Origin of the sequence: Microbacterium sp. LWH7-1.2, from assembly GCF_038397755.1 — a bacterium.
Classification (GTDB): Bacteria; Actinomycetota; Actinomycetes; order Actinomycetales; family Microbacteriaceae; genus Microbacterium.
This window is the reverse complement of record NZ_CP151637.1, coordinates 2,299,769-2,324,286: the sequence shown is the minus strand read 5'-3', so window position 1 is coordinate 2,324,286 and position 24,518 is coordinate 2,299,769. Positions and strand designations below refer to the sequence as shown.

23 protein-coding genes are annotated in these 24,518 nt (G+C 70.1%); 6 read left to right on the top strand and 17 right to left on the bottom strand.

Features of this window, described 5'->3' with window-relative positions; genetic code table 11:
- Nucleotides 1-60 precede the first annotated feature (60 nt).
- Nucleotides 61-525, top strand: a complete 465-nt coding sequence (locus MRBLWH7_RS10860; protein ID WP_341994329.1) for a hypothetical protein — start codon at nt 61-63, stop codon at nt 523-525.
- 7 nt (nt 526-532) lie between these two features.
- On the opposite strand, the gene MRBLWH7_RS10855 is transcribed toward MRBLWH7_RS10860, so the two are convergent.
- The 5 genes from MRBLWH7_RS10855 to MRBLWH7_RS10835 all read right to left on the bottom strand — a co-directional run bounded on the left by MRBLWH7_RS10855 (nt 533) and on the right by MRBLWH7_RS10835 (nt 4,135).
- Nucleotides 533-715 (bottom strand): PspC domain-containing protein, encoded by a 183-nt coding sequence (locus MRBLWH7_RS10855; RefSeq protein ID WP_341994327.1) that lies wholly within the window; start codon nt 713-715, stop codon nt 533-535.
- Nucleotides 716-754: 39 nt separating this feature from the next.
- Nucleotides 755-937: a PspC domain-containing protein gene (locus MRBLWH7_RS10850; RefSeq protein WP_341994326.1), complete on the bottom strand. Its 183-nt coding sequence runs from the start codon at nt 935-937 to the stop codon at nt 755-757.
- Nucleotides 938-1,053: 116 nt separating this feature from the next.
- Nucleotides 1,054-2,757 carry an ABC-F family ATP-binding cassette domain-containing protein gene (locus MRBLWH7_RS10845; protein ID WP_341994324.1) on the bottom strand — a complete coding sequence of 568 codons (1,704 nt, stop codon included), beginning with the start codon at nt 2,755-2,757 and terminating at the stop codon, nt 1,054-1,056.
- 249 nt (nt 2,758-3,006) lie between these two features.
- A complete protein-coding gene (locus tag MRBLWH7_RS10840; protein ID WP_341994322.1) occupies nt 3,007-3,675 on the bottom strand; it encodes an alpha/beta hydrolase-fold protein in 669 nt (222 codons plus the stop codon).
- Nucleotides 3,676-3,706: 31 nt separating this feature from the next.
- Nucleotides 3,707-4,135: a CHRD domain-containing protein gene (locus MRBLWH7_RS10835; RefSeq protein WP_341994320.1), complete on the bottom strand. Its 429-nt coding sequence runs from the start codon at nt 4,133-4,135 to the stop codon at nt 3,707-3,709.
- 122 nt (nt 4,136-4,257) lie between these two features.
- Here MRBLWH7_RS10835 and MRBLWH7_RS10830 point away from each other — a divergent pair, with 122 nt between their 5' ends.
- The 3 genes from MRBLWH7_RS10830 to MRBLWH7_RS10820 all read left to right on the top strand — a co-directional run bounded on the left by MRBLWH7_RS10830 (nt 4,258) and on the right by MRBLWH7_RS10820 (nt 8,620).
- On the top strand, nt 4,258-4,845 hold the full coding sequence (locus MRBLWH7_RS10830) for an NUDIX hydrolase family protein (RefSeq protein WP_310288214.1): 588 nt from the start codon (nt 4,258-4,260) through the stop codon (nt 4,843-4,845).
- Nucleotides 4,846-4,906: 61 nt separating this feature from the next.
- Nucleotides 4,907-6,823: a M3 family metallopeptidase gene (locus tag MRBLWH7_RS10825; protein ID WP_341994315.1), complete on the top strand. Its 1,917-nt coding sequence runs from the start codon at nt 4,907-4,909 to the stop codon at nt 6,821-6,823.
- 213 nt (nt 6,824-7,036) lie between these two features.
- A complete protein-coding gene (locus MRBLWH7_RS10820) occupies nt 7,037-8,620 on the top strand; it encodes a hypothetical protein (protein ID WP_341994313.1) in 1,584 nt (527 codons plus the stop codon).
- Nucleotides 8,621-9,376: 756 nt separating this feature from the next.
- On the opposite strand, the gene MRBLWH7_RS10815 is transcribed toward MRBLWH7_RS10820, so the two are convergent.
- From MRBLWH7_RS10815 to MRBLWH7_RS10805, 3 genes are all read right to left on the bottom strand, one after another.
- Nucleotides 9,377-10,447, bottom strand: a complete 1,071-nt coding sequence (locus MRBLWH7_RS10815) for a low specificity L-threonine aldolase (protein WP_341994311.1) — start codon at nt 10,445-10,447, stop codon at nt 9,377-9,379.
- Nucleotides 10,448-10,490: 43 nt separating this feature from the next.
- On the bottom strand, nt 10,491-11,204 hold the full coding sequence (locus tag MRBLWH7_RS10810) for an SDR family NAD(P)-dependent oxidoreductase (RefSeq protein WP_341994309.1): 714 nt from the start codon (nt 11,202-11,204) through the stop codon (nt 10,491-10,493).
- 74 nt (nt 11,205-11,278) lie between these two features.
- On the bottom strand, nt 11,279-12,700 hold the full coding sequence (locus MRBLWH7_RS10805) for a DUF6421 family protein (RefSeq protein ID WP_341994307.1): 1,422 nt from the start codon (nt 12,698-12,700) through the stop codon (nt 11,279-11,281).
- 115 nt (nt 12,701-12,815) lie between these two features.
- Here MRBLWH7_RS10805 and MRBLWH7_RS10800 point away from each other — a divergent pair, with 115 nt between their 5' ends.
- Complete coding sequence (locus MRBLWH7_RS10800; RefSeq protein WP_342002015.1) at nt 12,816-13,262, top strand: Lrp/AsnC family transcriptional regulator; 447 nt, start codon at nt 12,816-12,818, stop codon at nt 13,260-13,262.
- An 18-nt stretch (nt 13,263-13,280) separates the two neighbouring features.
- On the top strand, nt 13,281-14,255 hold the full coding sequence (locus MRBLWH7_RS10795; RefSeq protein WP_341994305.1) for a diacylglycerol kinase family protein: 975 nt from the start codon (nt 13,281-13,283) through the stop codon (nt 14,253-14,255).
- 154 nt (nt 14,256-14,409) lie between these two features.
- Here MRBLWH7_RS10795 and MRBLWH7_RS10790 read toward each other — a convergent pair whose 3' ends face one another.
- The 9 genes from MRBLWH7_RS10790 to MRBLWH7_RS10750 form a co-directional block, all read right to left on the bottom strand.
- Entirely contained in the window at nt 14,410-15,927 is a 1,518-nt protein-coding gene (locus MRBLWH7_RS10790) for a CoA-acylating methylmalonate-semialdehyde dehydrogenase (RefSeq protein WP_341994303.1), read from the bottom strand.
- 46 nt (nt 15,928-15,973) lie between these two features.
- Complete coding sequence (locus tag MRBLWH7_RS10785; protein ID WP_341994301.1) at nt 15,974-17,290, bottom strand: aspartate aminotransferase family protein; 1,317 nt, start codon at nt 17,288-17,290, stop codon at nt 15,974-15,976.
- A gap of 69 nt (nt 17,291-17,359) precedes the next feature.
- Nucleotides 17,360-18,535, bottom strand: a complete 1,176-nt coding sequence (locus tag MRBLWH7_RS10780; protein ID WP_341994299.1) for an ABC transporter substrate-binding protein — start codon at nt 18,533-18,535, stop codon at nt 17,360-17,362.
- A 69-nt stretch (nt 18,536-18,604) separates the two neighbouring features.
- Nucleotides 18,605-19,444 carry an ABC transporter permease subunit gene (locus MRBLWH7_RS10775; protein ID WP_341994296.1) on the bottom strand — a complete coding sequence of 280 codons (840 nt, stop codon included), beginning with the start codon at nt 19,442-19,444 and terminating at the stop codon, nt 18,605-18,607.
- Nucleotides 19,441-20,232 carry an ABC transporter ATP-binding protein gene (locus MRBLWH7_RS10770; protein ID WP_341994294.1) on the bottom strand — a complete coding sequence of 264 codons (792 nt, stop codon included), beginning with the start codon at nt 20,230-20,232 and terminating at the stop codon, nt 19,441-19,443. The genes MRBLWH7_RS10775 and MRBLWH7_RS10770 overlap by 4 nt, the downstream gene beginning before the upstream one ends.
- Complete coding sequence (locus MRBLWH7_RS10765) at nt 20,229-21,158, bottom strand: ABC transporter permease subunit (RefSeq protein WP_341994292.1); 930 nt, start codon at nt 21,156-21,158, stop codon at nt 20,229-20,231. The genes MRBLWH7_RS10770 and MRBLWH7_RS10765 overlap by 4 nt, the downstream gene beginning before the upstream one ends.
- Before the next feature lie 10 nt (nt 21,159-21,168).
- Entirely contained in the window at nt 21,169-22,188 is a 1,020-nt protein-coding gene (locus tag MRBLWH7_RS10760) for a TIGR03842 family LLM class F420-dependent oxidoreductase (RefSeq protein ID WP_341994290.1), read from the bottom strand.
- A gap of 8 nt (nt 22,189-22,196) precedes the next feature.
- Nucleotides 22,197-23,639, bottom strand: a complete 1,443-nt coding sequence (gene hydA / locus MRBLWH7_RS10755; protein ID WP_341994287.1) for a dihydropyrimidinase — start codon at nt 23,637-23,639, stop codon at nt 22,197-22,199.
- Between the two features lie 16 nt (nt 23,640-23,655).
- Nucleotides 23,656-24,504 carry a nitrilase-related carbon-nitrogen hydrolase gene (locus MRBLWH7_RS10750; RefSeq protein WP_341994285.1) on the bottom strand — a complete coding sequence of 283 codons (849 nt, stop codon included), beginning with the start codon at nt 24,502-24,504 and terminating at the stop codon, nt 23,656-23,658.
- Nucleotides 24,505-24,518: the final 14 nt, after the last annotated feature.

The window sequence follows — 24,518 nt, the reverse complement described above, 5'->3', positions numbered from 1 at the left end:
GGTCGCGTAAGCTCCCTGCGTGCGTGCACCCCCGGCACGCGCTCACTGCCGAGGACCGTGATGGAACCGATGCCCTCGAGCGAGCCCACGGCCCCCGCTCCGCTCACCCGCCGTACGAACCCGGCCCTCGCCGATCGTTCGTGGCTGCGCTCGCGACGCGTGCAGACGTTCGGGCTCGGCGCGCTGTGCGGTGCGCTGGGGCTCTCGCTCCTTGTCCTCGTCACCACGATCCTCGGTGCCTCACAGGACCCGTCCCCGCTCGTGCCCGCGCCGGTCTCCGAGCCTCGCCCACCGGCGTCCGTCCCCACCATCCGTCCGTCGCCGGCTCGCACGCCGACGACGGACCCCGTGGAGCAGACGGACGCTGCCATGGAGCCGGACGGCACCACCGATGAGGAAGTCGTCGCCGTTCCCGCCCCGGAGCCGGCGCCCACCGAGACCCAGCCGCCCGCGGACGAGACCGAGACGACCAACGGCCCCGGCAACAGCGACAGCGCTCCGGGCCGCCAGAAGAAGCAGCCCTGAGCGCGACTCACCGCTCGTCGGGCATCAGGATCCAGAGCACCAGGTACAGCAGGATCGAGACGCCGAAGAACACGGTCGCACCGACCGTGAGCACGCGCACCGGCACGACGCTGCAGCCGAAGCGGTCGGCGATGCCCTGGCAGACTCCCGCGATCATGCGCCCTTTTACGGGGCGGACCAGGCGATGCATGCGTTCATCATGGCGTGGGGAACCCTGCCGCGCCAGGGGTCAGCGCTCGGAGGGCACCAGGATCCACAGCAGGATGTAGATCCACAGCGAGAGGCCGAGGAAGACCACCGCGATCAGGGTGAGGATGCGCACGAGGGTGACGTTCCACCCGAAGCGGTTGGCGATGGCGGCGCAGACGCCGGCGATCCATCGGCCCTGCTGAGGTCTCACGAGTGCGTTCATGCGTCCATCCTGCTCGCGTCGGCGCGTCACCGCACGGGTGCTGGCCCCCGATCCGCGCGGGGGCGGGCCGCAGCATCCGTCCCCCTTCCGGAGATGACGGATGCTGCGACCCGGCGTCAGCGCTCGGTGAGCGTGCCGTCGCGGTCGAGCTCGAGCACGAGGCTCACGCCGATGCGCTCGAGGAACGCGTCGTCGTGGCTCACGACGAGCACCGCGCCGCGGTAGGCCGCGATCGCGTCGACGAACCGGTCGACCGTGTCGAGGTCGAGGTTGTTCGTCGGCTCGTCGAACACGAGCAGCTGCGGCGGCGGGTCGGCGAGCATGAGCCGCGCGAGCGCGACCCGGAACCGCTCGCCGCCCGACAGCGTCCCGACGGGCCTCTCGACCGCGGCACCTCGGATGAGGAACCGCGCGAGCCGGTTGCGCAGCTCGACGATCGTCACGCTGGGCGCCGACGGCGCGACGTTCTCGAGCACGGATGCCGCATCATCGAGTCCGTCCACGCGTTGCGGCAGGTACCCGACCCGGTCGGTGTGCAGCTCGGTGCGTGCCGTTTGCAGGACCGATGGTGCGCTGCCGGCCGGGATTCCCGGATTCTCAGGGTCCTGGCCGGCCGCATCCGGATCGGATCCTGCAAACGGTTCGAAGCCGACGACGGGAGCAACCAGCTTCTCGAGGAGCGTCGTCTTTCCGGCGCCGTTCGGGCCGATCAGCGCGACCCGTTCGGGCCCCTGGATGATCCACGAGCGCTCGCCGTCGCCCAGGGTGGCGATGCGGCGGCCCGCGGGCACGCCCGGGTCCGGCAGGTCGATCTTCACGATGTCGTCGTCGCGCACGCGGCGCTCGGCGGCATCGAGCGCTTCGCGAGCGGATGCCTCGCGGTCGGCCTTCTCGCCGCGCAGCTTGCCGGCCGACACCTCGGCGGCCATCTTGCGGCCGTTGGCGACGATCTTCGGCACGCGCTTCTCCTCGAACGCCTTGCGTCCCATCGCAGCGCGGCGCGAGATGGTGGTCTCGGCCTCGATGCGCTGGCGCTTCTCGCGCTTGACGGCCTGGCGCGCGGCGCGCTCCGCGTCGCGAGCGGCGCCCTGCTCGGCATCCAGCCACGCGCGCCATTCGGAATACGGGCCGCCGAACACCGACAGCTCGTTCGCGTACAGCTCGGCGGTGTCATCCATCGGCTCGAGCAGCGAGGTGTCGTGGCTGACGACGACGAGCGCTCCGCGCCACGTTCGCACCATGTCGTGCAAGCGCGCACGCGCCTCGCGATCGAGGTTGTTGGTGGGCTCGTCGAGCAGCGCGATGGACGCGCCGCGCAGACGGATGCCGGCGATCGCGGTCAGCACCGCCTCACCGCCCGACAGCTGCCCGACGTTGCGGTCCAGCATGTCGGGAGCGAGCCCGGCTTCGCCGAGCGCCGCCTGCGCACGCGCCTCGATGTCCCAGCCGGAGCCGACCGCGTCGAAGTGACGGGGGTCGGCGTCGCCGGACTCGATGGCGCGCAGCGCCCGGAGCGTCTCGCCCACGCCGAGCAGGTCGGCGACGGGCCGGTCGACGTCGAGCGTCAGCCGCTGCGGAAGGTATGCGGCATCCGTCGTCCGTGAGATGTGACCGCCCGACGGCGCGAGCTCGCCGGCGATGAGCCGCATGAGCGTGGACTTGCCGGAGCCGTTGCGGCCGACGAGGCCCGTGCGGCCGGTGCCGAACGAGCCGGAGACATCCGAGAGCGCGGTGGTGCCGTCGGCCCAGGTGAACGTGACCCGGTCGAGGACGATCGCCGGAGTGAGCCGGGTGTTGGGAAGAGCAGAGTGAGCGGGCATGAGGCCTCCTTGGTCAGACGTGCGCTGACACCGAGGGCCGCAGAGCCGTCGCCCGGGCATGCCGGAGCGAGGTGAGGAAGCGGCGGATCGACGGCAGCGCGAAGTTGTTCAAGCGCTGGTGCGTCGAGAGTCGACGGAGCAGCGCGATTACAGCGCGGTCGCGTCGATCAGCTTCAAGGGAGTTCCTCACGGAGGGGACAAGGCCGTCAGCCACCCTAGCCGACATCCCTGGGCAGGGCCAGGGGGACGTCAGGCCTCGGCGGCCGTGAGCTCTTCGAGCTGCTTGTCCAGGAAGACCCGGACGTCGGCGAGCTCCTGCTCCGAGACGCTGTGGGTGAGGCCCGGGTACACGCGGCCGCTGAGGTCGACGCGTTCGGGCAGCCACTGGGTGGTGTGCTGGACCAGGAAGCCCGGGATGACGTCGTCGTTCGTGCCCCGGCCCCAGAACACGGGCGGGCGCCGCTCGGCGAGCTCGGCGTCACGCGGCAGGTCGCCAGGGGTGACGTAGCCCGACAGGTTGACCGCGAACGAGAACCGCTGCGGGTCGAGCCGCATGGCCTGAAGAGCCACTGCTGCTCCTTGCGAGAAGCCGAGCAGCCCGACGGGGACGTCGACGGATGCTGCGGCCTCCGTCCACGCGATCAGCCGGTGCGCAGCTGCCGTGACGTGGTCGGGGTCGCGCCCGTCGAGGCCCTCGATCGGGTACCACGAGAACCCGGGAGCCGGGAACGGCGGTGCGAGCGGCGCTCGCACCGCCGCGACCACGAACTCCTCCGGGAGGTAGGGCACGAGCCCGAAGAGGTCGTTCTCGTCGGCGCCGTAGCCGTGCAGCAGGATCAGCAGCGGGCGACCGTCGCGGTCGCCGGGTTCGGCCGACCACCGCACGGGATCGGCGTCAAGAGGGGCGGGGGAGGTCACCCTTCCATCCTGCCCCCTCGCACCGACACGGTCACTTCAGCTGGCCGCGCACCTCGCCTCCGGGGTACGTCGCGGTGTGGACGTTGACGTAGTAGGCGCGCGGGTTCTCTGCGATCGCGTCGAGCAGCGCAGGATCGACCGTCTTGCACTCGCTCGTCTCGAAGGCCGTCAGGTTCTGAACGGTGAGCCCGATGACGACGGGACCGGCGATCCCCTGCGGCGCGATGTGCACGTGCGCCATCGTGGCGGGCGCGGTGAGCTTCGTGACCGAGAGCGTGTAGCAGAACTGATCCCCGTCGATCGTGTACGAGAAGAAGCCGTGCGCCCCGCCCTCGGCGCCGGTGACCTCCTGGCCGTTGTTGAGGGGGATCGCCGGCGCCGCCGCGGCGGCGGTGCCTCCTCCCAGGGCCAGCAACGCGATCGCCGTCGCCGCGATCGCTGCACGTGTGGACTTGTGCATGATGTGTGCTCCCTACTGTCGTGCGGCCCCGGACCCGGCCTCGCCGGCACGGGGCACGCTACGCCCGGTCGAGGGACAGGACAAGGTGTCCACCTTTGCGGACGGCACGGTATACAAGAGGCATGTCCGTGCGCACTCCCGACCCCGAACCAGCGGGCGACGAGCCGTTCGGCCCGCCGGCCGGCAACGTCTCGAACCCCGCGTGGCTGAGCGACATCGAGCTGGAAGAAGCCCGCCGTCGCCTGCCGATGCTCTACGTCGAGGGCGTGCCGGTGCGCACCGATGGGATGGGCCAGGTCACCCAGGTCGGCATCCTGCTGCGGGCCACCCCGATCGGCGAGATCTCGCGCACCATCGTGTCGGGCCGCGTGCGCTACGGCGAAACCGTCCGCGACGCGCTGTTCCGTCACCTGGAGAACGACCTCGGGCCGATGGCCTTCCCGCTGCTGCCGCCGCAGCCGACGCCGTTCACGGTGGCCGAGTACTTCCCGCTCCCGGGCGTCAGCGCCTACCACGACGACCGCCAGCATGCCGTGTCGCTCGCGTTCGTCGTCCCGGTCACGGGCACCTGCGAGCCGCGTCAGGACGCGCTCGAGGTGACCTGGCTGACACCGGAGGAGGCGGCATCCGATGCCCTCTCCGCCGAGATGGAGGGCGGGCGCGGGACCCTCGTGCGCATGGCGCTCGCGAGCGTCGGCGCCCTGCGCTGATCTCCCTCCGCCCGCCGGAATCTCGTACTCGCGCGGTGTCCCCGCCCGCCCATAGGCTCGCATGGTGACCCTCGCACCCCTGCCCTTCCCGTCCGATGCCGTCGGCTGGGCTGCGTTCGCGACCGAGCGCCCTGCCGAACGCATCGCCCGTGTGAACGAGATCGACGCGCGCCTGACCTCCGAGGCCGCGCTGACCACCGCGGAGCGCCTGGAGCTCTGGAACGACGCCGACATCGCGCTTGCCGAGGCGCTCAGCGAGGCCTACGTCGTGAGCGAGGCGCACCCCGACGCCGAGGTGCGCGATATCGCGGAATCACAGGTGCAGGCGATCGAGTCGCTGTCGGCGGGGCGCCTGCTGAACCGCGATCTCTGGAATTCCTTCGCGGATGCCTCGACCGAGGGCCTCGACGACGACCAGGCGCGCCTCCTCACCCATCTGCTGCGCGACTTCCGTCGCGGCGGCGTCGAGCTCGACGAGGCCGACCGCGAACGGGCGCGGCAGCTGGCGGACCGCGACACCGAGCTGTCGCTCGCGTTCTCGCGCAACATCCGCGACGGGCGCCGCGAGATCACCGTTCCCGCCGAGGGTCTCGCCGGGATGCCGCAGGACTTCATCGACGCGCACCCCGCCGACGACGAGGGCCGGGTGACGCTTTCGACCGACTACCCCGATCTCATGCCGATCCGCGACTACGCGCACGACCGGGCGACCCGCGTCGCCCTCGTGAGCGCCTACAACGACCTCGCATGGCCCGAGAACGACGCGATCCTCGCCGAGCTGCTCGAGGTGCGCGCCGAGCGCGCCCGCCTGCTCGGCTACCCGGACTGGGCCGACTACGAGACCGAGACCCGCATGATCGGCGCGGGCGCCGAGATCCCCACATTCCTCTCGCGCCTCGACGAGGCGTCCCGGCCGGCGACGGATGCCGAGTACCCGATCCTGCTCGAACGCCTGCGCTGCGACATCCCGGACGCCGACGCTGTCTCGATCGCCGACTTCTGGTACCTGCTCGGCGCGATCAAGCGGGAGCAGTACGACGTCGACGCGCAGCTGGTGCGCTCGTACTTCCCGTTCGAGCGGGTCGTCGCCGGCGTGCTGGACGTCACCGGGCGCCTGCTCGACGTCGAGTACGTGCCTGTCGACGTGCCCGCGTGGCACGCCGACGTGCAGTCGTTCGATGTGGTGCGGGGCGGCGATCGCCTCGGGCGCATCCACCTCGATCTGCACCCCCGCGAGGGAAAGTTCAGCCACGCCGCATGCTTCCCCCTCGCACCCGGGGTCGCTGGGCGCGTGCTCCCCGAAGCGGCGCTGCTCTGCAACTTCTCGCGCGGTTTGCTCGAGCACGACGATGTCGTGACGTTCTTCCACGAGTTCGGGCACCTCGTGCATGACATCCTCGGCGGCCGGCAGCGCTTCGCCCGCTTCAGCGGGGTCGCCACCGAGTGGGACTTCGTCGAAGCGCCCAGCCAGCTCCTCGAGGAGTGGGCGTGGGATGCGGATGTGCTCGCCTCGTTCAGCGCGAACGCCGGCGGCGAGCCGATCCCCGCCGACCTCGTCGAGCGCATGCGCACCGCGGACGCCTTCGGCCGCGCCCTCGAGGTGCGCCGCCAGCTCGGGCATGCGAACGTGTCGTACCACCTGCACGTCGACCGGCCTGCCGACCTGCAGGCCGAGACGGAGCGGCTGTACGCGGCATCCAGTCCCGTTCAGCCGCTCGGTGGCCTGCACTCGTATGCGGGATTCGGCCACCTCACGGGCTACGGCGCCTGCTACTACACGTACCAATGGAGCCTCGTGATCGCGCGCGACCTGCTGAGCGGTTTCGCGGCCGGATTGATGGACCCGGAAGCCGCTCGTCGCTACCGCACCGAGGTGCTGGAACGAGGCGGATCGCGGGACGCGCGGGACCTCGTCGAGGCGTTCCTCGGGCGACCGTCGTCGTTCGACGCGTACCGTGGATGGCTCGCGGGCGAATGACGTTTCGCTCACCCGGCCGCTCGATGTAAGGTTCACCTACCCCCGAAGCGCAGTCACCCGCGACACACCCCCCGGTGTCGTCGAGGACGGTGCGGCCACTGCTGCCCGCGCGCGCGGCGACACGTTCGCCGGCGCAGCGCAGCGGTCCCGCACGCCTCCGCCGCGAGCACTCGCCGACGAGCACCACCCTCGCCACAGAAAGCGGAGAAACCGATGTCCGACCACGCCCACAGCGCCGGAAACACGGGTCAGGACGACCCGACCCCGTTCGACAACCTCATCGGCGACACAGCGACGACCGCGTTCGGGTCGGGCTTCACGACGACCTTCCGCGGGTACGACAAGGAAGAGGTCGATGCCGCCATCGCCGGGCTCGACGCGCGCATGCGCGCCGCCACCGACGAGGTCGCGCAGCTGAAGCAGCACCAGCGTCGTGCGGGTGCGGCCGTCGCGCAGAGCCGGGCCAAGGCGGAACGTCTCGAGGCCGAGCTTCAGGCGGCCGTCGAGCGCCGCCAGGCCGAGATCGACGCGGCGATCGCCGCCCGTCAGGCCGAGATCGACGCCACGCTGGTCGCGCGCCAGGAAGAGATCGAGCGGCTCGAGGCGGCTCTCGCCGACGCCGAGCAGAAGCGACAGTCCGAACTCGAGCGCGCCGCGGCCGAGGCATCCGCCGCCCGCGAAGAAGAGGGCGACGCAGTCAAGCGCCTCGAGGGCGAGCTGGAGCTCGCGAACGCGAGGATCGCCGACGCCGAGCAGCGTGTGCAGACCCTCAGCGACGAGCTCGTCGGCGCGACCACCGAGTCGCCCAACCGTCAGCAGTTCGAAGAGGTGCTGCGCGTCGCCGAGGACCAGGCGAGCCTGCTCATCCGCAACGCGACGATCCAGGGCGACCGCCTGCTGGAGGCCGCTCGCGAAGAGATCGCGAACCGCCGCACGTCGGCGCGGGCAGAGGCCGACGCCATCGTCTCGCAGGCCCAGCACGACGCGCAGCAGATCCAGCTGAAGATCGATACCGAGCTCACCGCGCACGAGGCGCGCCTAGAGCGCGAGGCCGCCCACGCGGCCGAGAAGGTGTCGCAGGCCGAGCGCGAAGCCGCCGCGATCCGCTCCGAGGCCGAGAAGGGCGCGGCGGTGCTGCGCTCGACGGTCGCCCGCGAGACCGCCCGCGACCGCGCCGAGGCCGAGGAGACGGTGCGCGAGCTGCGCCTGCGCGCACTCGAGTTCGAGGCATCCCTCACCCGCCGCCAGGACGACGCGCACCAGGAATTCCTCGTGCTGCACAACCAGGCGGTCGCGCACGCCGAGCGCATCACGCAGGACGCCAACGAGCAGGTCGCCGCCTCCCTCGAGCACGCGCAGCGCGTCTCGGTGAAGGCCGAGGACTTCGAGCGCCTCATGCGCGCCCAGTCGCAGCAGATCGAGGCCGACGCCCAGCTGCGCGCCCGCGAGCACCTCGACCGTGCGCACGTGAAGGCCGAGCGCATCATCGACCTCGTGACGACGCACTCGCAGTCCGTGCTGCGCGACGCCGAGGACCGCACCCGCCAGCTGCGCTGGCAGCAGCACCAGCTCATGAGCTTCATGGCCGAGGTCAAGGAGCTCATCCGCCCCGAGACCCCTCTCACGTCGGCCGAAGCCGCCGCTGAGCGCGAGGAAGCGGACGGGACGGATGCTGCCGCCCCGGTGGACGTCGAGGCCGAGGTTGCCGAGCCCGAGGCGGCGGACGCCGCGAGCGTCGACACCGAAGCCGAACACCACGACGGCGACCAGACCGACGACGAGCACCACGACGGCTGAGCCCTCCCCCCCCGCTCGTTGAGCGAGCAAGGAACGACGCAGTCGAAACGCCCCGCACTTTCCGCGAAGTCCGGGGCGTTTCGACTGCGGGCGCCAGAGCGCCCTCCGCTCAACGAGCGGTGGTTGGCACCAGGGCGCCCTCCCTTCAACGAGCATCACGAGGGCTGAGCCCTCCCCGTCCCCGCTCGTTGAGCGAGCGAGGAACGAGCGAGTCGAAACGCTCCGGGCTTTCCGCGAAGTCCGGGGCGTTTCGACTGCGGGCGCCAGAGCGCCCTCCGCTCAACGAGCGGTGGGTGGCGCCAGGGCGCCCTCCCTTCAACGAGCGTCCCGAGGGCTGAGCCCTTGCCCCCGCTCGTTGAGCGAGCGCCACGAGGACTGAGCCCTCCCCGTCCCCGCTCGTTGAGCGAGCGAGGAACGAGCGAGTCGAAACGCTCCGGGCTTTCCGCGAAGTCCGGGGCGTTTCGACTGCGGGCGCCAGAGCGCCCTCCGCTCAACGAGCGGTGGGTGGCACCAGGGCGCCCTCCCTTCAACGAGCGTCCCGAGGGCTGAGCCCTTGCCCCCGCTCGTTGAGCGAGCACCACGAGGACTGAGCCCTCCCCGTCCCCGCTCGTTGAGCGAGCGAGGAACGAGCGAGTCGAAACGCTCCGGGCTTTCCGCGAAGTCCGGGGCGTTTCGACTGCGGGCGCCAGAGCGCCCTCCGCTCAACGAGCGGTGGTTGGCGCCAGGGCGCCCTCCCTTCAACGAGCGTGCGAGGGGTCAGGTCTGCGAGGTCTCCCGGGCGATGGCGGCCAGGAAGGCGTCGATGTCGTTCTCGGAGGTGTCGAAGCTGCACATCCAGCGGACCTCGTTCTTCGCGGCATCCCAGTCGTAGAACCGGAAGGAGGTGCGCAGGCGATCGGCGACCCCGTCGGGCAGGGTGGCGAAGACGCCGTTCGCCTGCGTCGGCTGCGTGAACGCGACGCCCGAGATCGTGCCGTCGGCGAGCCCCGCTTCGATCCCCGCGCGCAGGCGCTGGGCCATCGCGTTGGAGTGCGACGCGTTGCGCAGCCACAGGTCGCCCTCGAGCAGGGCGAGGAGCTGTGCCGACACGAAGCGCATCTTCGAGGCCAGCTGCATGTCGAGCTTGCGGAGGAATTTGAGGCCCGTCGACGCCTCGGGGTTCAGCACCACGACGGCCTCGCCGAGCATCGCGCCGTTCTTGGTGCCGCCGAAGCTCAGCACGTCGACCCCGGCATCGCGCGTGAAGGCGCGGAGGGGCACGTCGAGCGATGCCGCGGCGTTGGAGATGCGCGAGCCGTCCATGTGGACGTGCATGCCCAGGCTGTGGGCATGGTGGGCGATCGCGGTGATCTCGTCCACCGTGTACAGCGTGCCGAGTTCCGTGGACTGGGTGATCGACACGACCAGCGGCTGCGCGCGGTGCTCGTCGCCCCAGCCCCACGCCTCGCGGTCGATGAGCTCGGGTGTGAGCTTGCCGTCGTCCGTCGGGACGGTGAGCAGCTTGATCCCGGCCACCCGTTCGGGCGCACCGCCTTCGTCGACGTTGATGTGCGCGGTGCCGGCCGAGACGACGGCGCCCCAGCGGGGGAGCATCGACTGCAGCCCGACCACGTTCGCGCCGGTGCCGTTGAACACCGGGTACGCCTCGACGCCCTCGCCGAAGTGACGGGCCATGACGAGCTGCAGCCGCTCGGTGTAGACGTCATCGCCGTAGGCGACCTGGTGGCCGTCGTTGGCGGCGGCGATCGCCGCGAGCACCTCGGGGTGGATGCCGGCGTAGTTGTCGCTGGCGAAACCGCGCAGGTTCGGGTCATGGATCGTGGTCACGGGTGTCCAATCTAGTTCGCGGAAGACCGGGCGCTGAGCCCGGTCACAGCGAAGGGTCGGTGAGTTCGACGATGGTGTCGTTGATCTCGGTCGCGTCGGCGAGCCACAGATCGGCGAACCGCTGGGCAAGCGCCTCCTCGAGTCCGTCGAGGCTCTTCACGCGGAAGATGACGGATGCTGCGGCCGGCCGTCCGCCGGAATCCCGGGCGTCTTTCGTGAACCCCTGCGCCACGGCGCGCGTCCACGCCTCGGTCGCGGCCTTCACCGCGGCGTAGTTCGCCGCACCGGCGACCGGGCGCGCCACCGCGGTGGACGACACCACCGCGAGGCGGCCCGCCTCGGACGCCTTCAGGTCGGCGTCGAACGCCCGGCTGACGTGGCGCAGCGCGGTCAGCGATCCCTCGAGGAAGCGGTAGTCGTCGTCGGTCTGGCCCGCTAGGCCCCCTCCACCCCGCCAGCCGCCCACGAGGTGGAGTACGCCGTCGACGGGCCCGTCGGTCTCGTGGATGCGCTCCGCGAGGGAGGCGACCGCCGTCTCGTCACCCAGGTCGCACACCTCGGTGCGGACGCTTCCGGCTGTGCCGCCGGCCAGGGACGCAGCATCCGTCTCGAGTGAATCGAGAAGGTCGCGAAGTCTGCCGGCGTCACGGCCGACAGCCACGACGCGCGCACCCGCGTCGCGGAGGACGCGTGCGGCGATGCGGCCGGAAGCGCTCGTCGCGCCGGCGATGATCACGAGTCTGCCTGAGACGCTCATGCGTCCACCCTTCCACGTCGCAGGCGCGCGTTCTCGGCGAGACCGGCCGTCTCGCCGAGGACGCACCGCCGGTGTCAGGAATCGCGCCCGGTGATCCCGGCGGTCGATTCGATGACGGGCTTCATCTTCTTGTCGAGCGCTTCGAAGAACATCGAGAGCGGGAACTCGTCGTCCAGGACCGCGTCGGTGTAGCCCTTGGGAGCGCCGGCGAGAGTCTCGTCGGGGAGGCCGCGCGCCCACTGCGAGGCGGGATTCGGCGTGAGGGTCGAGCGCACCAGGTCGTAGGCCGCGAGCCAGTGCGCGGTCTTCGGCCGGTCGATCGAGCGCCAGTAGAGCTCGTCGATCGCCTCGCCGAGGGCGATGACCGCGGCCGGCACGTCGTCCCAGTCGAAGGCGAGCGCGGTGTCGGTCCAGTGCAGCACGTCGCGCTGGTGCAGCCAGGCGAACAGCAGCTGGCCGCCGAGCCCGTCGTAGTTGCGCACCCGCGAGCCCGTGATCGAGAACCGGAAGATGCGGTCGAAGATCACCGCATACTGCACCAGCTTCGCGTGCTCGAGCATCTCGGCCTCGGCGGGCGTCAGCGACTCCTGCGCGGCGAGACGCTTCTGGATGGCGACGCACTCGCGGAAGGCCGTGAGGTCGCACCGCAGCTCTTCGAGCGAGTACAGGAAGTACGGCATCCGCTGCTTGATCATGAAGGGGTCGAACGGCAGGTCGCCCCGCATGTGGGTGCGGTCGTGGATGATGTCCCACATCACGAACGTCTTCTCGGTCAGCTCCTGGTCGTCGAGCATGCGCGCGGCGTCTTCGGGCAGATCGAGCTTGGTGATCTCGGCGGCGGCGCGCACGACGCGGCGGTAGCGCGCGGCCTCGCGGTCCTGGAAGATCGCGCCCCACGTGAAGGTCGGGATCTCACGCATCGCGACGGTCTCGGGGAACAGCACCGCAGAGTTCGTGTCGTACCCGGGCGTGAAGTCGAGGAACCGCAGCGACACGAACAGCTTGTTGCCGTAGTCCCCGGCCTCGAGCTGCGCGATGAACTCCGGCCAGATGACCTCGACGAGCACCGCCTCGACGTGCCGGTCGCGCGAGCCGTTCTGCGTGTACATCGGGAACACGACGAGATGACGGATGCCGTCGGCCCGCTGCTGCTGCGGCTGGAAGGCCTCGAGCGAGTCGAGGAAGTCCGGGACTGCGAATCCGTGGTCCGCCCAGCGCTCGAAGTCCCGTACGGACGCGGCGAGATACTCGGCGTCGTGCGGGAACGCGGGCGCCAGCGCGCGGATGCCGGCGATGATGTCGGCGACCAGAGCGCGGGCCTCGTCGTGCGCGGCGGCATCCGGAATCGATCCGTCCTGCGCCTGGAGGCTCTGGATCGCGATCGCGGCCGCCTTGAGCCGCAGCCAGGCGTCGCTCGTCTCGGCCGCACCGGCGTCCTCGACGACCTCGGGTTCGCCGACGATCGCCTTCGAGGTGTGAAGGGCGCTGCTGGACATGGTGAACCTCCGATCTTCGAGTGCGGTTTCGCTCTTGATTCTAGAGAACTTCCCTTCAGTGCGTGATTCGGCAGGAAAGTTTCCTGTGCACGGCTAGAGTCGAGCCATGCCCGCCCTGGACGACGCCATCGATGCCGCCATCGTGCGCGAGGTGTCACAGGACGCCCGCGCCACCCTTGCCGATCTTTCGGGAGCCGTCGGTCTGTCGGTGTCCGCCGTTCAAGCGCGCCTGCGCCGACTCGAGACCCGCGGCGTCATCACCGGCTACCGCGCCCTCGTCGACGCCGAGGCGGTCGGCAAGCCGCTCGCCGCGTTCGTCGAGATCACGCCGCTCGACCCCGCCCAGCCCGACAACGCGCCCGAACTGCTCGAGCACCTCTCCGAGATCGAGGCGTGTCATTCGATCGCGGGCGACGCGAGCTACATCCTTCTCGTGCGGGTCGCGTCGCCGCGCCATCTCGAGTCGCTCATCCGCGACATCCGCGCCGCCGCGTCGGTCAACACGCGCACGACGGTGGTACTGCAGACGTTCTACGAGAACCGCCCGATCCTTCCCGCTTGACGTGGGTAGTCTCGGCCCATGGAGTCCGCGCCGAGCTCACCCGAGGACGATCGCGGTCGGGGAGTGCTGATCGTGCGCAACGCATCCGCCGGGTCGGCGGTCATCAGGCTCGATCCGGGGTCGACGTTCGCCGAGCGGCTGCCCGCGGCGCAGATCCGCGAGATCCGCGAGGACGAAGACCTCGAGGACGTCGTCGCCGCGGCGATGGCCGCCGTCGTGCCGCCGACGGTGCTCGGGGTCTACGGCGGCGACGGGTCGGTGTCGCGCATGGCGCATCTGGCCCGCAGGTATGACCGACCCCTGTTGGCCATGCCGGGCGGCACCTTCAACCACTTCGTGCGCGCGCTCGGGATCGACAGCGTGGATGCCGCCCTCGACGCCTACGAGGCGGGCTCGACGGTCGAGGTCGGCGTGGCAGAGGCGACCGCCGACGCCGATGACCCGGTGACGGTGCTCAACGTGGTGTCGGTCGGCGCCTATCCCGAGCTCATCGAGGAGCGCCAGCGACGCAACAGCCTCGGAAAGTGGCTCGGCGGCGTCGTCGCCACCGCGGCCGCGCTCCGCAGCGCCGAGCCGCTCACGGTCGTGCGGGACGGCCGACGCGCCCGGGTCTGGTCGGTCTTCGTGAGTGTCGGCCGCAACGATCCTGACCGCGTCGCGACGATGCAGCGCCAGGAGGCCGAGACGGGTGTGCTGGATGTCCGGATCCATCACGCCCGCGGGTCGAAAGTCCGCGCCCTCGCATCCCTCGCCTTCGGAAAGCGGACTGCGGCCGTGATGCGCGCGCTGCGGCTGTTCCCTCGCGATGAGGATGTCGAACGCCTCGTGCTGCGCGAGCTGGACCTGGGGGTGCGGCCCGAGCCGGGGCATCCGTCCGTCTTCGTCCACGACGGCGAGCTCGAGGAGCGCGATGCCGCCGGTTTCCGCCTGCGCTGCGTCGCGGTGCCGCACGCCGTGATGGTCTTCGCACCTGCCGCTCCCGACGGTCGTTGAGCGGAGGGCGCTCTGGCGCCCGCAGTCGAAACGTCCCCGGACCGGCGCAGTGCGCTGGTTCGCGGACGTTTCGACTCTGCGTGTCGACTCGCAGGCTCGCTCAACGACCGCGTTCCTCGCTCGCTCAACGAGCGAAGAACGAGCGGATGAGGCCTCAGTCATGCTGGGGGAAGCCCAGGTTGATGCCGCCGTGCGAGGGGTCGAGCCAGCGCGAGGTGACCGCCTTCTCGGCCGTGAAGAACTCGAAGCCGTGCGGGCCGTAGGCCTTCGCATCGCCGAAGAGCGACGCCTTCCAGCCGCCGAACGAGTGGTAGGCCACCGGCACGGGGATCGGCACGTTGATGCCGATCATGCCCACCGTCGCCTCGCGCTGGAAGCGCCGCGCGGCGCCGCCGTCGTTCGTGAAGATCGCGGTGCCGTTGCCGTAGCGGCTGGAGTTGATGATGCCGAGGCCCTCCTCGTAGCCCTCGACGCGCACGACCGAGAGCACCGGGCCGAAGATCTCGTCGGTGTACACGGTCGACGTGGTCGGCACGTTGTCGATGAGCGTCGGTCCGAGCCAGAACCCGTTCGCGTCGCCGTCGATCTCGACGTCGCGCCCGTCGACCACGACCGACGCGCCGTCCGCGCCCGCGACGTCGAGGTACGACGTCACCTTGTCGCGGTGCTGACCCGTGATGAGCGGACCCATGTCGCAGCCGCGGGTGCCGTCGCCGACCTTGAGCCCCGCCATCCGCTCGGCGACCTTGGCCACGAACTCGTCGGCGACCGTGTCGACAGCCAGCACCACCGAGATCGCCATGCAGCGCTCGCCCGCCGAGCCGAAGCCCGCGTTGACGGCGGCGTCGGCGGCGAGGTCGAGGTCGGCATCCGGCAGCACCAGCATGTGGTTCTTCGCGCCGCCGAGCGCCTGCACACGCTTGCCGTGCGACGTGGCGGTCTCGTAGACGTACTTGGCGATCGGCGTCGAGCCGACGAACGAGATCGCCCGCACGTCGGGGTGCTCGAGGAGCGCGTCGACAGCCTCCTTGTCGCCGTGCACGACGTTGAACACGCCGTCGGGGAGTCCCGCCTCGGTGAGCAGGCCCGCGAGCCAGTTGGCGGCGGTCGGGTCCTTCTCGGACGGCTTCAGCACCACGGCGTTGCCGGCGGCCAGCGCGACGGAGAAGAACCACAGCGGCACCATCGCGGGGAAGTTGAACGGGCTGATGATGCCGACCACGCCCAGCGGCTGCCGGAGCGTGTACACGTCGATGCCGGTCGAGACGTTCTCGGAGTACGCGCCCTTCGTCAGGTGCCCGAGCCCGCACGCGAACTCGACGACCTCCATGCCGCGGGCGATCTCGCCCCGTGCGTCCGAGAGCACCTTGCCGTGCTCGGCGGTGAGGATCTCGGCGAGCTCCTCCTTGCGGGCGTTGAGCAGCTCGCGGAACGCGAAGAGCACGCCCTGGCGCTTGGCGATCGACGCGTCGCGCCACTGCAGCCACGCCGCGGACGCGGCATCCACCGCCTCTCCGACGTCTTCGCGAGACGCGAACCGCACTTCCTTCTGGACCCTCCCGAGTGCGGGATTGAACACCTGGCCGGTGCGCTCGGATGTCCCGGCCCAGGGGGCGCCGTTGATCCAGTGGTCGAGAACCGCCGTCTCGGTGCGCGGCAGGGTGTCAGTCATCGTGTTCCTCCTTCGGAAGCCCTCCTCGTGAGAGGGCGTGCACGTATCACGCGAGGTCGCCTTCGACCTTCGTCAGAGCTTCATCGTAAATCGACATCGCCTCCTGCACCTCCCCGTCGGTGACCACGCAGGGCGGCACGACGTGGATGCGGTTCTCCGCGGCGAAGGGCAGCAGGCCCCGGGAGGTGAGCTCTTTCTTGAGGCCGCCGATCACGTCGGCGCCGACCGGCTCGCGGGTCTCGCGGTCCGAGACCAGGTCGAGCGCCCAGAACACGCCTTCGCCCCGCACCTCGCCGATGAGCGGATGCTTCTCGGCCAGCTCCGCGAGCCCGGGGCCGATCGCCTCCTCGCCCACGCGGCGGGCGTTGTCGACGATGCCCTCCGACTCCATCGCACCGATGGCCGCGATGATGGATGCTGCGGCCAGCGGATGACCGGAGTACGTGAGTCCGCCCGGAAAGACGCGGTCGTCGAACGTCGCCGAGATCTCGGGGGAGATGATCACGCCGCCCACCGGAACGTAGCCGGAGTTCACGCCCTTCGCGAAGGTGATGAGATCGGGCACGACGTCGTAGCCCTCGAACGCGAACCAGCGGCCGGTGCGGCCGAAGCCCGCCATGACCTCGTCCAGGATCAGGACGATCCCGTACTTGTCGGCCAGCGCCCTGACGCCCGCGAGGTAGCCCGGCGGGGGAAGCATGATGCCGGCGGTGCCGGGGATCGACTCGAGCAGCAGCGCCGCGATCGTCGAGGGCCCCTCGGACTGGATGACCCGCTCCAGGTGCTGCAGGGCGCGCTCGGACTCCTCCTCGGGGGTCGTCGCCCAGAATTCGGTGCGATACAGGAACGGGCCGAAGAAGTGCACGTGGCCGCGGGCGTACTGGTTCGGCATCCGTCGCCAGTCGCCGGTCGCGACGATCGCGGCTCCGGTGTTGCCGTGGTACGAGCGGTACGTCGAGAGCACGGTGTCACGGCCGGTATGAAGGCGGGCCATGCGGATCGCGTTCTCGATCGCGTCCGCGCCCCCGTTGGTGAAGAACACCTTCGCGAACCCGTCCGGCGCCTTCTCGAGGATCTTCTGCGCCGCCTGCCCGCGATGGAGATTCGCCGTGGCGGGGCCGATGGTCGCGAGACGCTCGGCCTGCTCGCGGATGGCGGCGACGACGGCAGGATGCTGATGCCCGATGTTGACGTTGACCAGCTGGCTCGAGAAATCGAGCATGCGGTTGCCGGCGTGGTCCCACACCACGGTGCCCGAGCCGCCGGCGATCACGGGGAGGTCCAGACCCGCCTGCGCGGACCAGGAGTGGAACACGTGCTCGCGGTCGAGCTCTTTCGCGAGGGCGTCGAGGTCTTCGGTCATCGCTTCATCCTCCTCGTCGAGGTGCCGGGGCGCCACGCCTTCGCGTGACGCCCCAGCCCGTGGTGGCGCCTACTGGCCGCCCTCGGTGAGGGTGACGTCGATCGGCGTGTACTCGCCGGCGACCTCGACGCCCTCGTCCTTCAGCGCGGCCAGCGCCTTCTCGATGTACTCGTTCGAGTACGCGGAGTCGGCGGGCTCGGTCGTGATGAGCTCGAGGTCGTCCTGGTTCTTGGCCGACAGTGCTCCCGCGACGGTCTTGTCCCACGCCGCCTGGTCCACGAGGCCGAAGTCCGCTCCCGTCCAGATGAGCTTGTTGACCTCGTTCATCATCCACTGCTGGTGCACCGGACCGACGGGGAACGCCGCCTCGGCGTTGGAGGCGATGTCGTAGACGATCGACGCGGCCTCCTCGGGATTGTCGCGCGCGAAGATCCAGCCCTTGGTGACGGCCTTCAGGAACCGCACTGCGGCGTCGGCGTAGGCGGCGTCGTCCTCGAGGCGCTGCGTGTCGGCCCAGATGGCATCCTGCAGCATCGCGCCCTCGGTGTCCTCGTACGAGATGACGTCGAAGTCCTCGGGCTGGTACAGCTCGCCGGTGTCGGGGTTCACGACCTCGAGGATCTGCGCCCACTCGTTGTACGTCATCGCCTGTGCGGCGTCGACGTCGCGGTCGAGCAACGCGTTCATCGAGAAGTCCTGCGTCGTGATCGAGACGGTGGTCGCGTCGAGGTCCTCGGCGGCCATGGCGGCGAAGATCTCCCACTCGTTGCCGAAGCCCCACGATCCGATCCGCTTGCCCTCGAAGTCGGCGACCTCGGTGATCCCGTCGCCCTTCCACGACACCTGCAGCGTCCCTGACTTCTGGAACACCTGCGCGATGTCGGTGAGCTCGACGCCGGTGGCCTCGAGGGTGCCCAGCACCTTGGGAACCCACGCGATCGCGAAGTCGACGTCACCGGCGACGAGGGCGTCCTGCGGCACGATGTCGCCGCCCGACGGGACGATCTCGACGCCGTCGAAGCCCTCCTCCTCGAAGTAGCCCTTCTCCTGGGCGACGTAGTAGCCCGCGAACTGTGCCTGCGGCAGCCACTGCAGCTGCAGCTTGATCGACGTGAGCGGCTCGAAGTCCTCGTCCCCGCCCCCGCCGTCGCCGGAGTCCCCGGACCCGGAACAGGCGGCGAGCGCGAGTGCCGCCACGGTGAGGACGGATGCTGCGGCCAGGCCGCGCCTCATGCTGTGTCTCATTGCGTTCCTTTCGTGTGGTGCGTATCCCCCCGGTGGTTCGACAGGCTCACCGACCGGGCTGTGGACCGGTCAGGCCGGCGGCCGCCTCGTCGCCAGCCGCTCCAGGAGCGAGGTCACGAGGAAGAAGACGAGGCCGATGATGATGCCGCCGAGCACGTACGCCCACGCCAATGCGGCACGGCCGGACTTGGCGTAGGTGGCGATCGCGGTGCCGATCCCATCGGCGGGGCCGCCGAAATACTCGGCGACGAGGGCGGCGATCACGGCCAGCGAGCTCGCGATGCGCAGGCCCGTCATCACGTACGGCAGTGCGGTGGGCAGGGTGAGCATGCGGAACGTCTGCCATCGGGACGCCGCGGACGCGCGCAGCAGATCGCGGTGCACCGGGCGCGTCTGCCGCAGCCCCCGCAGGACGTTGACGAACACCGGGATGAACGCGGCGATGGTCGCCACAGCCTGCCGCCCGAACTGGCTCGACGCGCCGAACATGGTGTTGAGGATCGGCGTGACAGCGACGATAGGGATGACGGCCAGCGCCGAGACCAGTGGGGCGAGCATGCCGTCGACGGGCTTGGCGGCCGCGGCGAGGCCCGCGAACAGGAGTGCGAGGAGCGAGCCGACCACGAGGCCGATCAGCGCGTTCATGGCGGTGATCGTCATGTCGTCGAGGATGATCGGGAAACGCCGGACGAACTCCTCGGCGATCGCGATCGGGCTCGGCAGCATGCGCGGCGCTGTTCCCAGCACGTCGACCCAGAAGATCCACACCGCGAGGATGACGACGCCCACGACGAGGGGCGCGACCCATTTCAGCCAGCCCGCGGGCTCGCGCTCGCTCGGCCTCGTCCGCGGCTCTCTGCCGGAGGGCGTCGGCGGTGCGGGCAGCATCGTGGTCGCAGCATCCGTCATGATTCACTCGCCCTCGTCACGGGCGCCCCGTGCAGCGCCTCGCGCACCGCGGTCACGCAGTCGAAGAACTCGGGGGATTCGCGCAGAGCCTCGTCGCGCACGTGGCCCAGGCCCGTCGCGATGACGTCGGTGATGCGTCCGGGGCGCGGGCTCATCACGACCACGCGGTCGGAGAGGAAGACCGCTTCGGGGATCGAGTGCGTGACGAACACGACGGCGGCGGATGTCTCGGCGGCGATGCGGGTCAGTTCGGACTGCAGGCGCTCGCGCGTCATCTCATCGAGCGCGCCGAACGGCTCGTCCATCAGGAGGAGCTTCGGCCGTGCGGCGAGCGCGCGGGCGATCGCGACGCGCTGCTGCATGCCGCCCGAGAGCTGGTCGGGATAGCGGTCGACGAAGTCCGAGAGGCCGACGAGCTCGGCGAGCTCGGCGACGCGGGCGGAGCGGTCGGCCTTGCCGGTGCCGTGGAGCTCGAGGGGCAGCCCGATGTTCGCACCCACCGTGCGCCAGGGCAGGAGCCCCGCCTGCTGGAAGGCGATGCCGTAGTCCTGGTCGATGCGGGCGCGCCCTGCCGGCTTGCCGAAGATCTCGAGGGTTCCGCTCGTAGCCTGGTCGAGGTCGGCGATGAGACGCAGGAGGGTCGACTTGCCGCAGCCCGACGGGCCGATGAGTGACACGAATTCTCCGGCCGAGACCTCGAGTTCGACGTCGGTCAGCGCGACGACCTCGCCCGTCCTGGTGGGGAAGACCTTCCCGACGCCGGCGGCGCGGACTGCGAGTTGCGTCATGCGGTCGCTTCTCCTCTGCGGTAGTTGGCGAGTCCGAGGCTGATCAGCGCGACGGAGCCGGCGGCGATGAGACCGAGGGCGATGGAGCCGAACGTCGGACCCCACGGCGCTGCGGGATCCGAGGACGCCTGCCCCGCGAGCTGGATGAGCATGCGCCCGATCCCGCCCCGCATGCCGATCGACACCTCGGCGACGACGGCGCCCAGCACCGCATTGGCGGCCGCGAGACGCAGCGCGGGAAGGAGGTGGGGGACCGCGGCGGGCAGGCGCAGGTGGAACAGGGTCGCCCAGTAGCCCGCGGCGTAGCTGTTCATGAGGTCGAGGTGGATCTGGTCGGGCGAGGCCAGACCGCGCAGGACGCCGACGGCGACAGGGAAGAACGCCAGGTACGACGCGATGACGGCGACCGACAGCCACTGCGGCCACGTGCCGCCGCCACGGTCGATCTGATTGCCGATCGCGTTGACGACCGGGGCGAAGGCGATCAGCGGGACGATCTGGCTCACCACGATCCAGGGGAGCAGCCCCCACTCGAGCAGACGCCAGCGCTGCATCACGAGGCCCAGCACCGCCCCGACGGCGACGCCGATCAGCCAGCCGACCGCGGCGATGCCGAGCGTCAGGAGCGCCGCGCCGGCCACCGAGACCCACAGCGGCGGGGTGTCGCCGCCGCTGGTGGGTGCGAACAGGCGCCCGACCATGTCCCAGACGTGCGGCATGGCGCGATCGTGCGTGCGGGGCAGGAGCATGACGCCCGAACCGGATTCGCCGGGAACCGCGCCCACGACGAAGCCCTCGCTCGGGCCGGCGAACTTGTACAGCTCCCACAGCACGAGGACGGCGAGCACTCCGAGAGCGCCCCAGCCCGCGGCGATCCACCCCCGCACCTCGCCCTGTCGCCGGGCCGACCAGCCGAGGGGCCTCATGCAGCCGCCGTCACTTCTTCGCCGTCACGTGGGCCGAAAGGGCCGGGATCACCGTCTCGCCGTACACGCGGAGCGTCTCCTCCTTGTTGTCGTGCTGCAGGTAGCCCGCGAACTGCGTCACACCGAGTTCGCGCAGCTGCTCGAGCTTCGCGATGTGGTCCTTCGCGGAGCCGAGGATGCAGAAGCGGTCCACGATGTCGTCCGGTACGAAGTCGACATGGTCGTTGTCGGCCTTGCCGTGCGTGTTGTAGTCGTAGCCCTGGCGGCGCTCGATGTAGTCGGTGAGCGCTTCAGGGACACCCTCGCCGTGGTGGCCGTACTTCGCCACGATGTCGGCGACGTGGTTGCCGACCATGCCGCCGAACCAGCGGCACTGCTCACGCATATGCTCCCAGTCGTCGCCGATGTACATCGGCGCCGCCACGCAGAAGGCCAGCGACTCGGGGTCGCGGCCGGCGGCGGCCGCGGCATCCTTCACCGTCTTGATCATCCAGGCGGCGATGTCGACGTCGGCGAGCTGCAGGATGAAGCCGTCGCCGACCTCGCCGGTGAGCTTCAGCGCCATGGGCCCGTACGCGGCGACCCACACGTCGAGCTCGGATCCCCGGCTCCACGGGAACTGCAGGGTCGCGCCCTTGTACTCGACCGGCCGCGAGTTGGCGAGCTCGCGGATCACGTGGATCGACTCGCGCAGCTCGGCCATCGTCGTGGGCCGGCCGTTGGTGACGCGCACCGCCGAGTCGCCGCGGCCGATGCCGCAGATCGTGCGGTTGCCGTACATCTCGTTGAGCGTGGCGAAGACGGATGCCGTCACCGTCCAATCCCTCGTCGCGGGGTTCGTCACGAACGGCCCCACCGTGACGCGCTTGGTCTCGGCGAGGATCGCCGAGTGGATGACGTACGGCTCCTGCCAGAGCAGGTGCGAGTCGAAGGTCCACACGTGGGTGAAGCCGTGCGCCTCGGCCAGCTTGGCGAGCTGGACGGTCCGCGCGGCCGGCGGATTGGTCTGGAGGACGACACCGAAGTCCATGAGAATCCTTAGATCAAGTACTGCGAGAGACCGCGCTTGAGGAACTGCCCATCGCCGGGCCGCCCGAGGTACTGCCCGCCGTCGACCACGACCTTGCCGCGAGAGATGACGGTGTCGACGTGCCCGTCGATCTCGTAGCCCTCCCACGCGGAGTGGTCCATGTTCATGTGGTGGGTACGGCCCTCGCCATAGCCGATCGACGTGTGGCCGTTCGGGTCGTAGACCACGACGTCGCCGTCGGCGCCGGGCTGGATCACGCCCTTCCTGCCGTACAGGCCGAACATGCGCGCGGGCGTGGTCGAGGTGAGCTCGACCCACCGCTCCAGGGTGATCTTTCCGGTGACGACGCCCTGGTACATGAGGTCCATGCGGTGCTCGACCGAGCCGATGCCGTTCGGGATGGCCCGGAAGTCGTCGAGCCCGAGTTCCTTCTGACCCTTCATGCAGAACGGGCAGTGGTCGGTCGACACCATCTGGATGTCGTTGGTGCGCAGCGCCTGCCACATGTGGTGCTGGTGCCCCTCCTTGCGGCTGCGCAGCGGCGTCGAGCACACCCACTTTGCGCCCTCGAACTGCCCCCACTCCTCGCTGAACGCGCCGAGCTGCTCCTCGAGCGACAGGTAGAGGTACTGCGGACACGTCTCACCGAAGACGTTCCAGCCCTGGTCGCGCGCCCACGCCAGCTGATCGACCGCCTGCTTCGCGCTCACGTGCACGACGTACAGCGGGGCGCCGGTGAGGTTCGCCAGCATGATCGCGCGGTGCGTCGCCTCCTCCTCCATCTGCCACGCGCGGGCGATGCCGTGGTAGTACGGCGCCTTCTTGCCGGCATCGGCCAGCTGCGCCGCCAGCACATCGATCGCCGGGCCGTTCTCGGCGTGCATCATCGTGAGCAGGCCGGTCTCCTGTGAGACCTGCATCGCCTTCAGCACCTGGGCGTCGTCGGAGTAGAAGACGCCGGGGTACGCCATGAAGAGCTTGAAGCTCGAGACGCCCTCGTCGACGAGACCCCGCATCGCGGCGAGCGAGTCGTCGTCGACGCCGCCGACGATCTGATGGAACCCGTAGTCGATCGCGCAGTTCCCCGCGGCCTTCTCGTGCCAGGCGGCCAGGCCGTCCTGGACGCGCTCGCCGTAGCGCTGCACCGCGAAGTCGATGATCGACGTCGTGCCGCCCCATGCGGCCGCCCGCGTGCCCGTCTCGAACGTGTCCGACGCGTTGGTCCCGCCGAAGGGCAGCTCCATGTGCGTGTGCGCGTCGATGCCGCCGGGGATCACGTACTTGCCGGTGGCGTCGATGACGGTGTCGACGGATGCCGCGACATCCGTCCCGAGAAGCTGCGAGCCGGGCGCGAGCACGGCCGCGATGGTCTCGCCGTCGATGAGCACGTCCGCTTCGCCGCGTCCCGTCGCCGAGACGACGGTGCCGCCCTTGATCAGTGTGGTCGTCATGTCGGTACCCCCCGGGTCACGGCTTCGCGATCTTCGTGTACGAGTCGGGCCGGCGGTCGCGATAGAACTGCCAGTCGTCCCGCATCTCGAGCACCATGTTCAGGTCGAGGTCGCGCACCAGCAGCTCTTCGCTGTCGCCCGAGCCGCGCTCGCCGACGAAGTTGCCGCGCGGGTCGATCACCTGGCTCGTGCCGTAGAAGTCGACGGCCAGCTCGCCGTACTCGTTGTCTTCGCGACCGACCCGGTTGGGCTGCAGCACGAAGTAGCCGTTGGCGACGGCGGCGGCCGGTCCCTCGACCTCCCACAGCCGGTTCGACAGACCGGGCTTGGTGGCGTTCGGGTTGAAGACGATGTGCGCGTCGTTGAGGCCGAGCTCGCGCCAGCCCTCGGGGAAGTGCCGGTCGTAGCAGATGTACATACCGACCCGGCCGACGGCGGTCTCGAAGACCGGGTAGCCGAGGTTGCCGGGGCGGAAGTAGAACTTCTCCCAGAACCGGTCGAGGTGCGGGAGGTGGTGCTTGCGGTACTTGCCGAGGATCGTGCCGTCGGCGTCCACCAGCACGGCGGTGTTGTAGTAGACGCCGGTCTCGGCCTCTTCGTAGATGGGCAGCACCATCACGACGCCGAGCTCCTTGGCCAGGGCCGCGAAACGCTGCACGATCGGCCCCTCGGCCGACTCCGCGTAGCGGTAGTACTTCTTGTCCTGCGTGATCCCGAAGTAGGGCCCGTAGAACAGCTCCTGGAAGCACACCACCTGCGCACCCTGGGCGGCGGCATCCCGCGCGAAGCCTTCGTGCTTGTCGAGCATCGACTCCTTGTCGCCCGTCCAGGTGGTCTGCGAAATCGCCGCGCGTACCGTCGTCATCGTCTCTCCGTTCA

Excerpts from the sequence above, each read along its gene's own strand:
- MRBLWH7_RS10860 (WP_341994329.1), top strand. The coding sequence starts at position 61 with ATGGAACCGATGCCCTCGAGCGAGCCCACGGCCCCCGCTCCGCTCACC.
- MRBLWH7_RS10855 (WP_341994327.1), bottom strand. The coding sequence starts at position 715 with ATGCATCGCCTGGTCCGCCCCGTAAAAGGGCGCATGATCGCGGGAGTC.
- MRBLWH7_RS10850 (WP_341994326.1), bottom strand. The coding sequence starts at position 937 with ATGAACGCACTCGTGAGACCTCAGCAGGGCCGATGGATCGCCGGCGTC.
- MRBLWH7_RS10845 (WP_341994324.1), bottom strand. The coding sequence starts at position 2,757 with ATGCCCGCTCACTCTGCTCTTCCCAACACCCGGCTCACTCCGGCGATC.
- MRBLWH7_RS10835 (WP_341994320.1), bottom strand. The coding sequence starts at position 4,135 with ATGCACAAGTCCACACGTGCAGCGATCGCGGCGACGGCGATCGCGTTG.
- MRBLWH7_RS10830 (WP_310288214.1), top strand. The coding sequence starts at position 4,258 with ATGTCCGTGCGCACTCCCGACCCCGAACCAGCGGGCGACGAGCCGTTC.
- MRBLWH7_RS10825 (WP_341994315.1), top strand. The coding sequence starts at position 4,907 with ATGGTGACCCTCGCACCCCTGCCCTTCCCGTCCGATGCCGTCGGCTGG.
- MRBLWH7_RS10820 (WP_341994313.1), top strand. The coding sequence starts at position 7,037 with ATGTCCGACCACGCCCACAGCGCCGGAAACACGGGTCAGGACGACCCG.
- MRBLWH7_RS10810 (WP_341994309.1), bottom strand. The coding sequence starts at position 11,204 with ATGAGCGTCTCAGGCAGACTCGTGATCATCGCCGGCGCGACGAGCGCT.
- MRBLWH7_RS10805 (WP_341994307.1), bottom strand. The coding sequence starts at position 12,700 with ATGTCCAGCAGCGCCCTTCACACCTCGAAGGCGATCGTCGGCGAACCC.
- MRBLWH7_RS10795 (WP_341994305.1), top strand. The coding sequence starts at position 13,281 with ATGGAGTCCGCGCCGAGCTCACCCGAGGACGATCGCGGTCGGGGAGTG.
- MRBLWH7_RS10790 (WP_341994303.1), bottom strand. The coding sequence starts at position 15,927 with ATGACTGACACCCTGCCGCGCACCGAGACGGCGGTTCTCGACCACTGG.
- MRBLWH7_RS10785 (WP_341994301.1), bottom strand. The coding sequence starts at position 17,290 with ATGACCGAAGACCTCGACGCCCTCGCGAAAGAGCTCGACCGCGAGCAC.
- MRBLWH7_RS10780 (WP_341994299.1), bottom strand. The coding sequence starts at position 18,535 with ATGAGACACAGCATGAGGCGCGGCCTGGCCGCAGCATCCGTCCTCACC.
- MRBLWH7_RS10775 (WP_341994296.1), bottom strand. The coding sequence starts at position 19,444 with ATGACGGATGCTGCGACCACGATGCTGCCCGCACCGCCGACGCCCTCC.
- MRBLWH7_RS10770 (WP_341994294.1), bottom strand. The coding sequence starts at position 20,232 with ATGACGCAACTCGCAGTCCGCGCCGCCGGCGTCGGGAAGGTCTTCCCC.
- MRBLWH7_RS10765 (WP_341994292.1), bottom strand. The coding sequence starts at position 21,158 with ATGAGGCCCCTCGGCTGGTCGGCCCGGCGACAGGGCGAGGTGCGGGGG.
- MRBLWH7_RS10760 (WP_341994290.1), bottom strand. The coding sequence starts at position 22,188 with ATGGACTTCGGTGTCGTCCTCCAGACCAATCCGCCGGCCGCGCGGACC.
- hydA (WP_341994287.1), bottom strand. The coding sequence starts at position 23,639 with ATGACGACCACACTGATCAAGGGCGGCACCGTCGTCTCGGCGACGGGA.
- MRBLWH7_RS10750 (WP_341994285.1), bottom strand. The coding sequence starts at position 24,504 with ATGACGACGGTACGCGCGGCGATTTCGCAGACCACCTGGACGGGCGAC.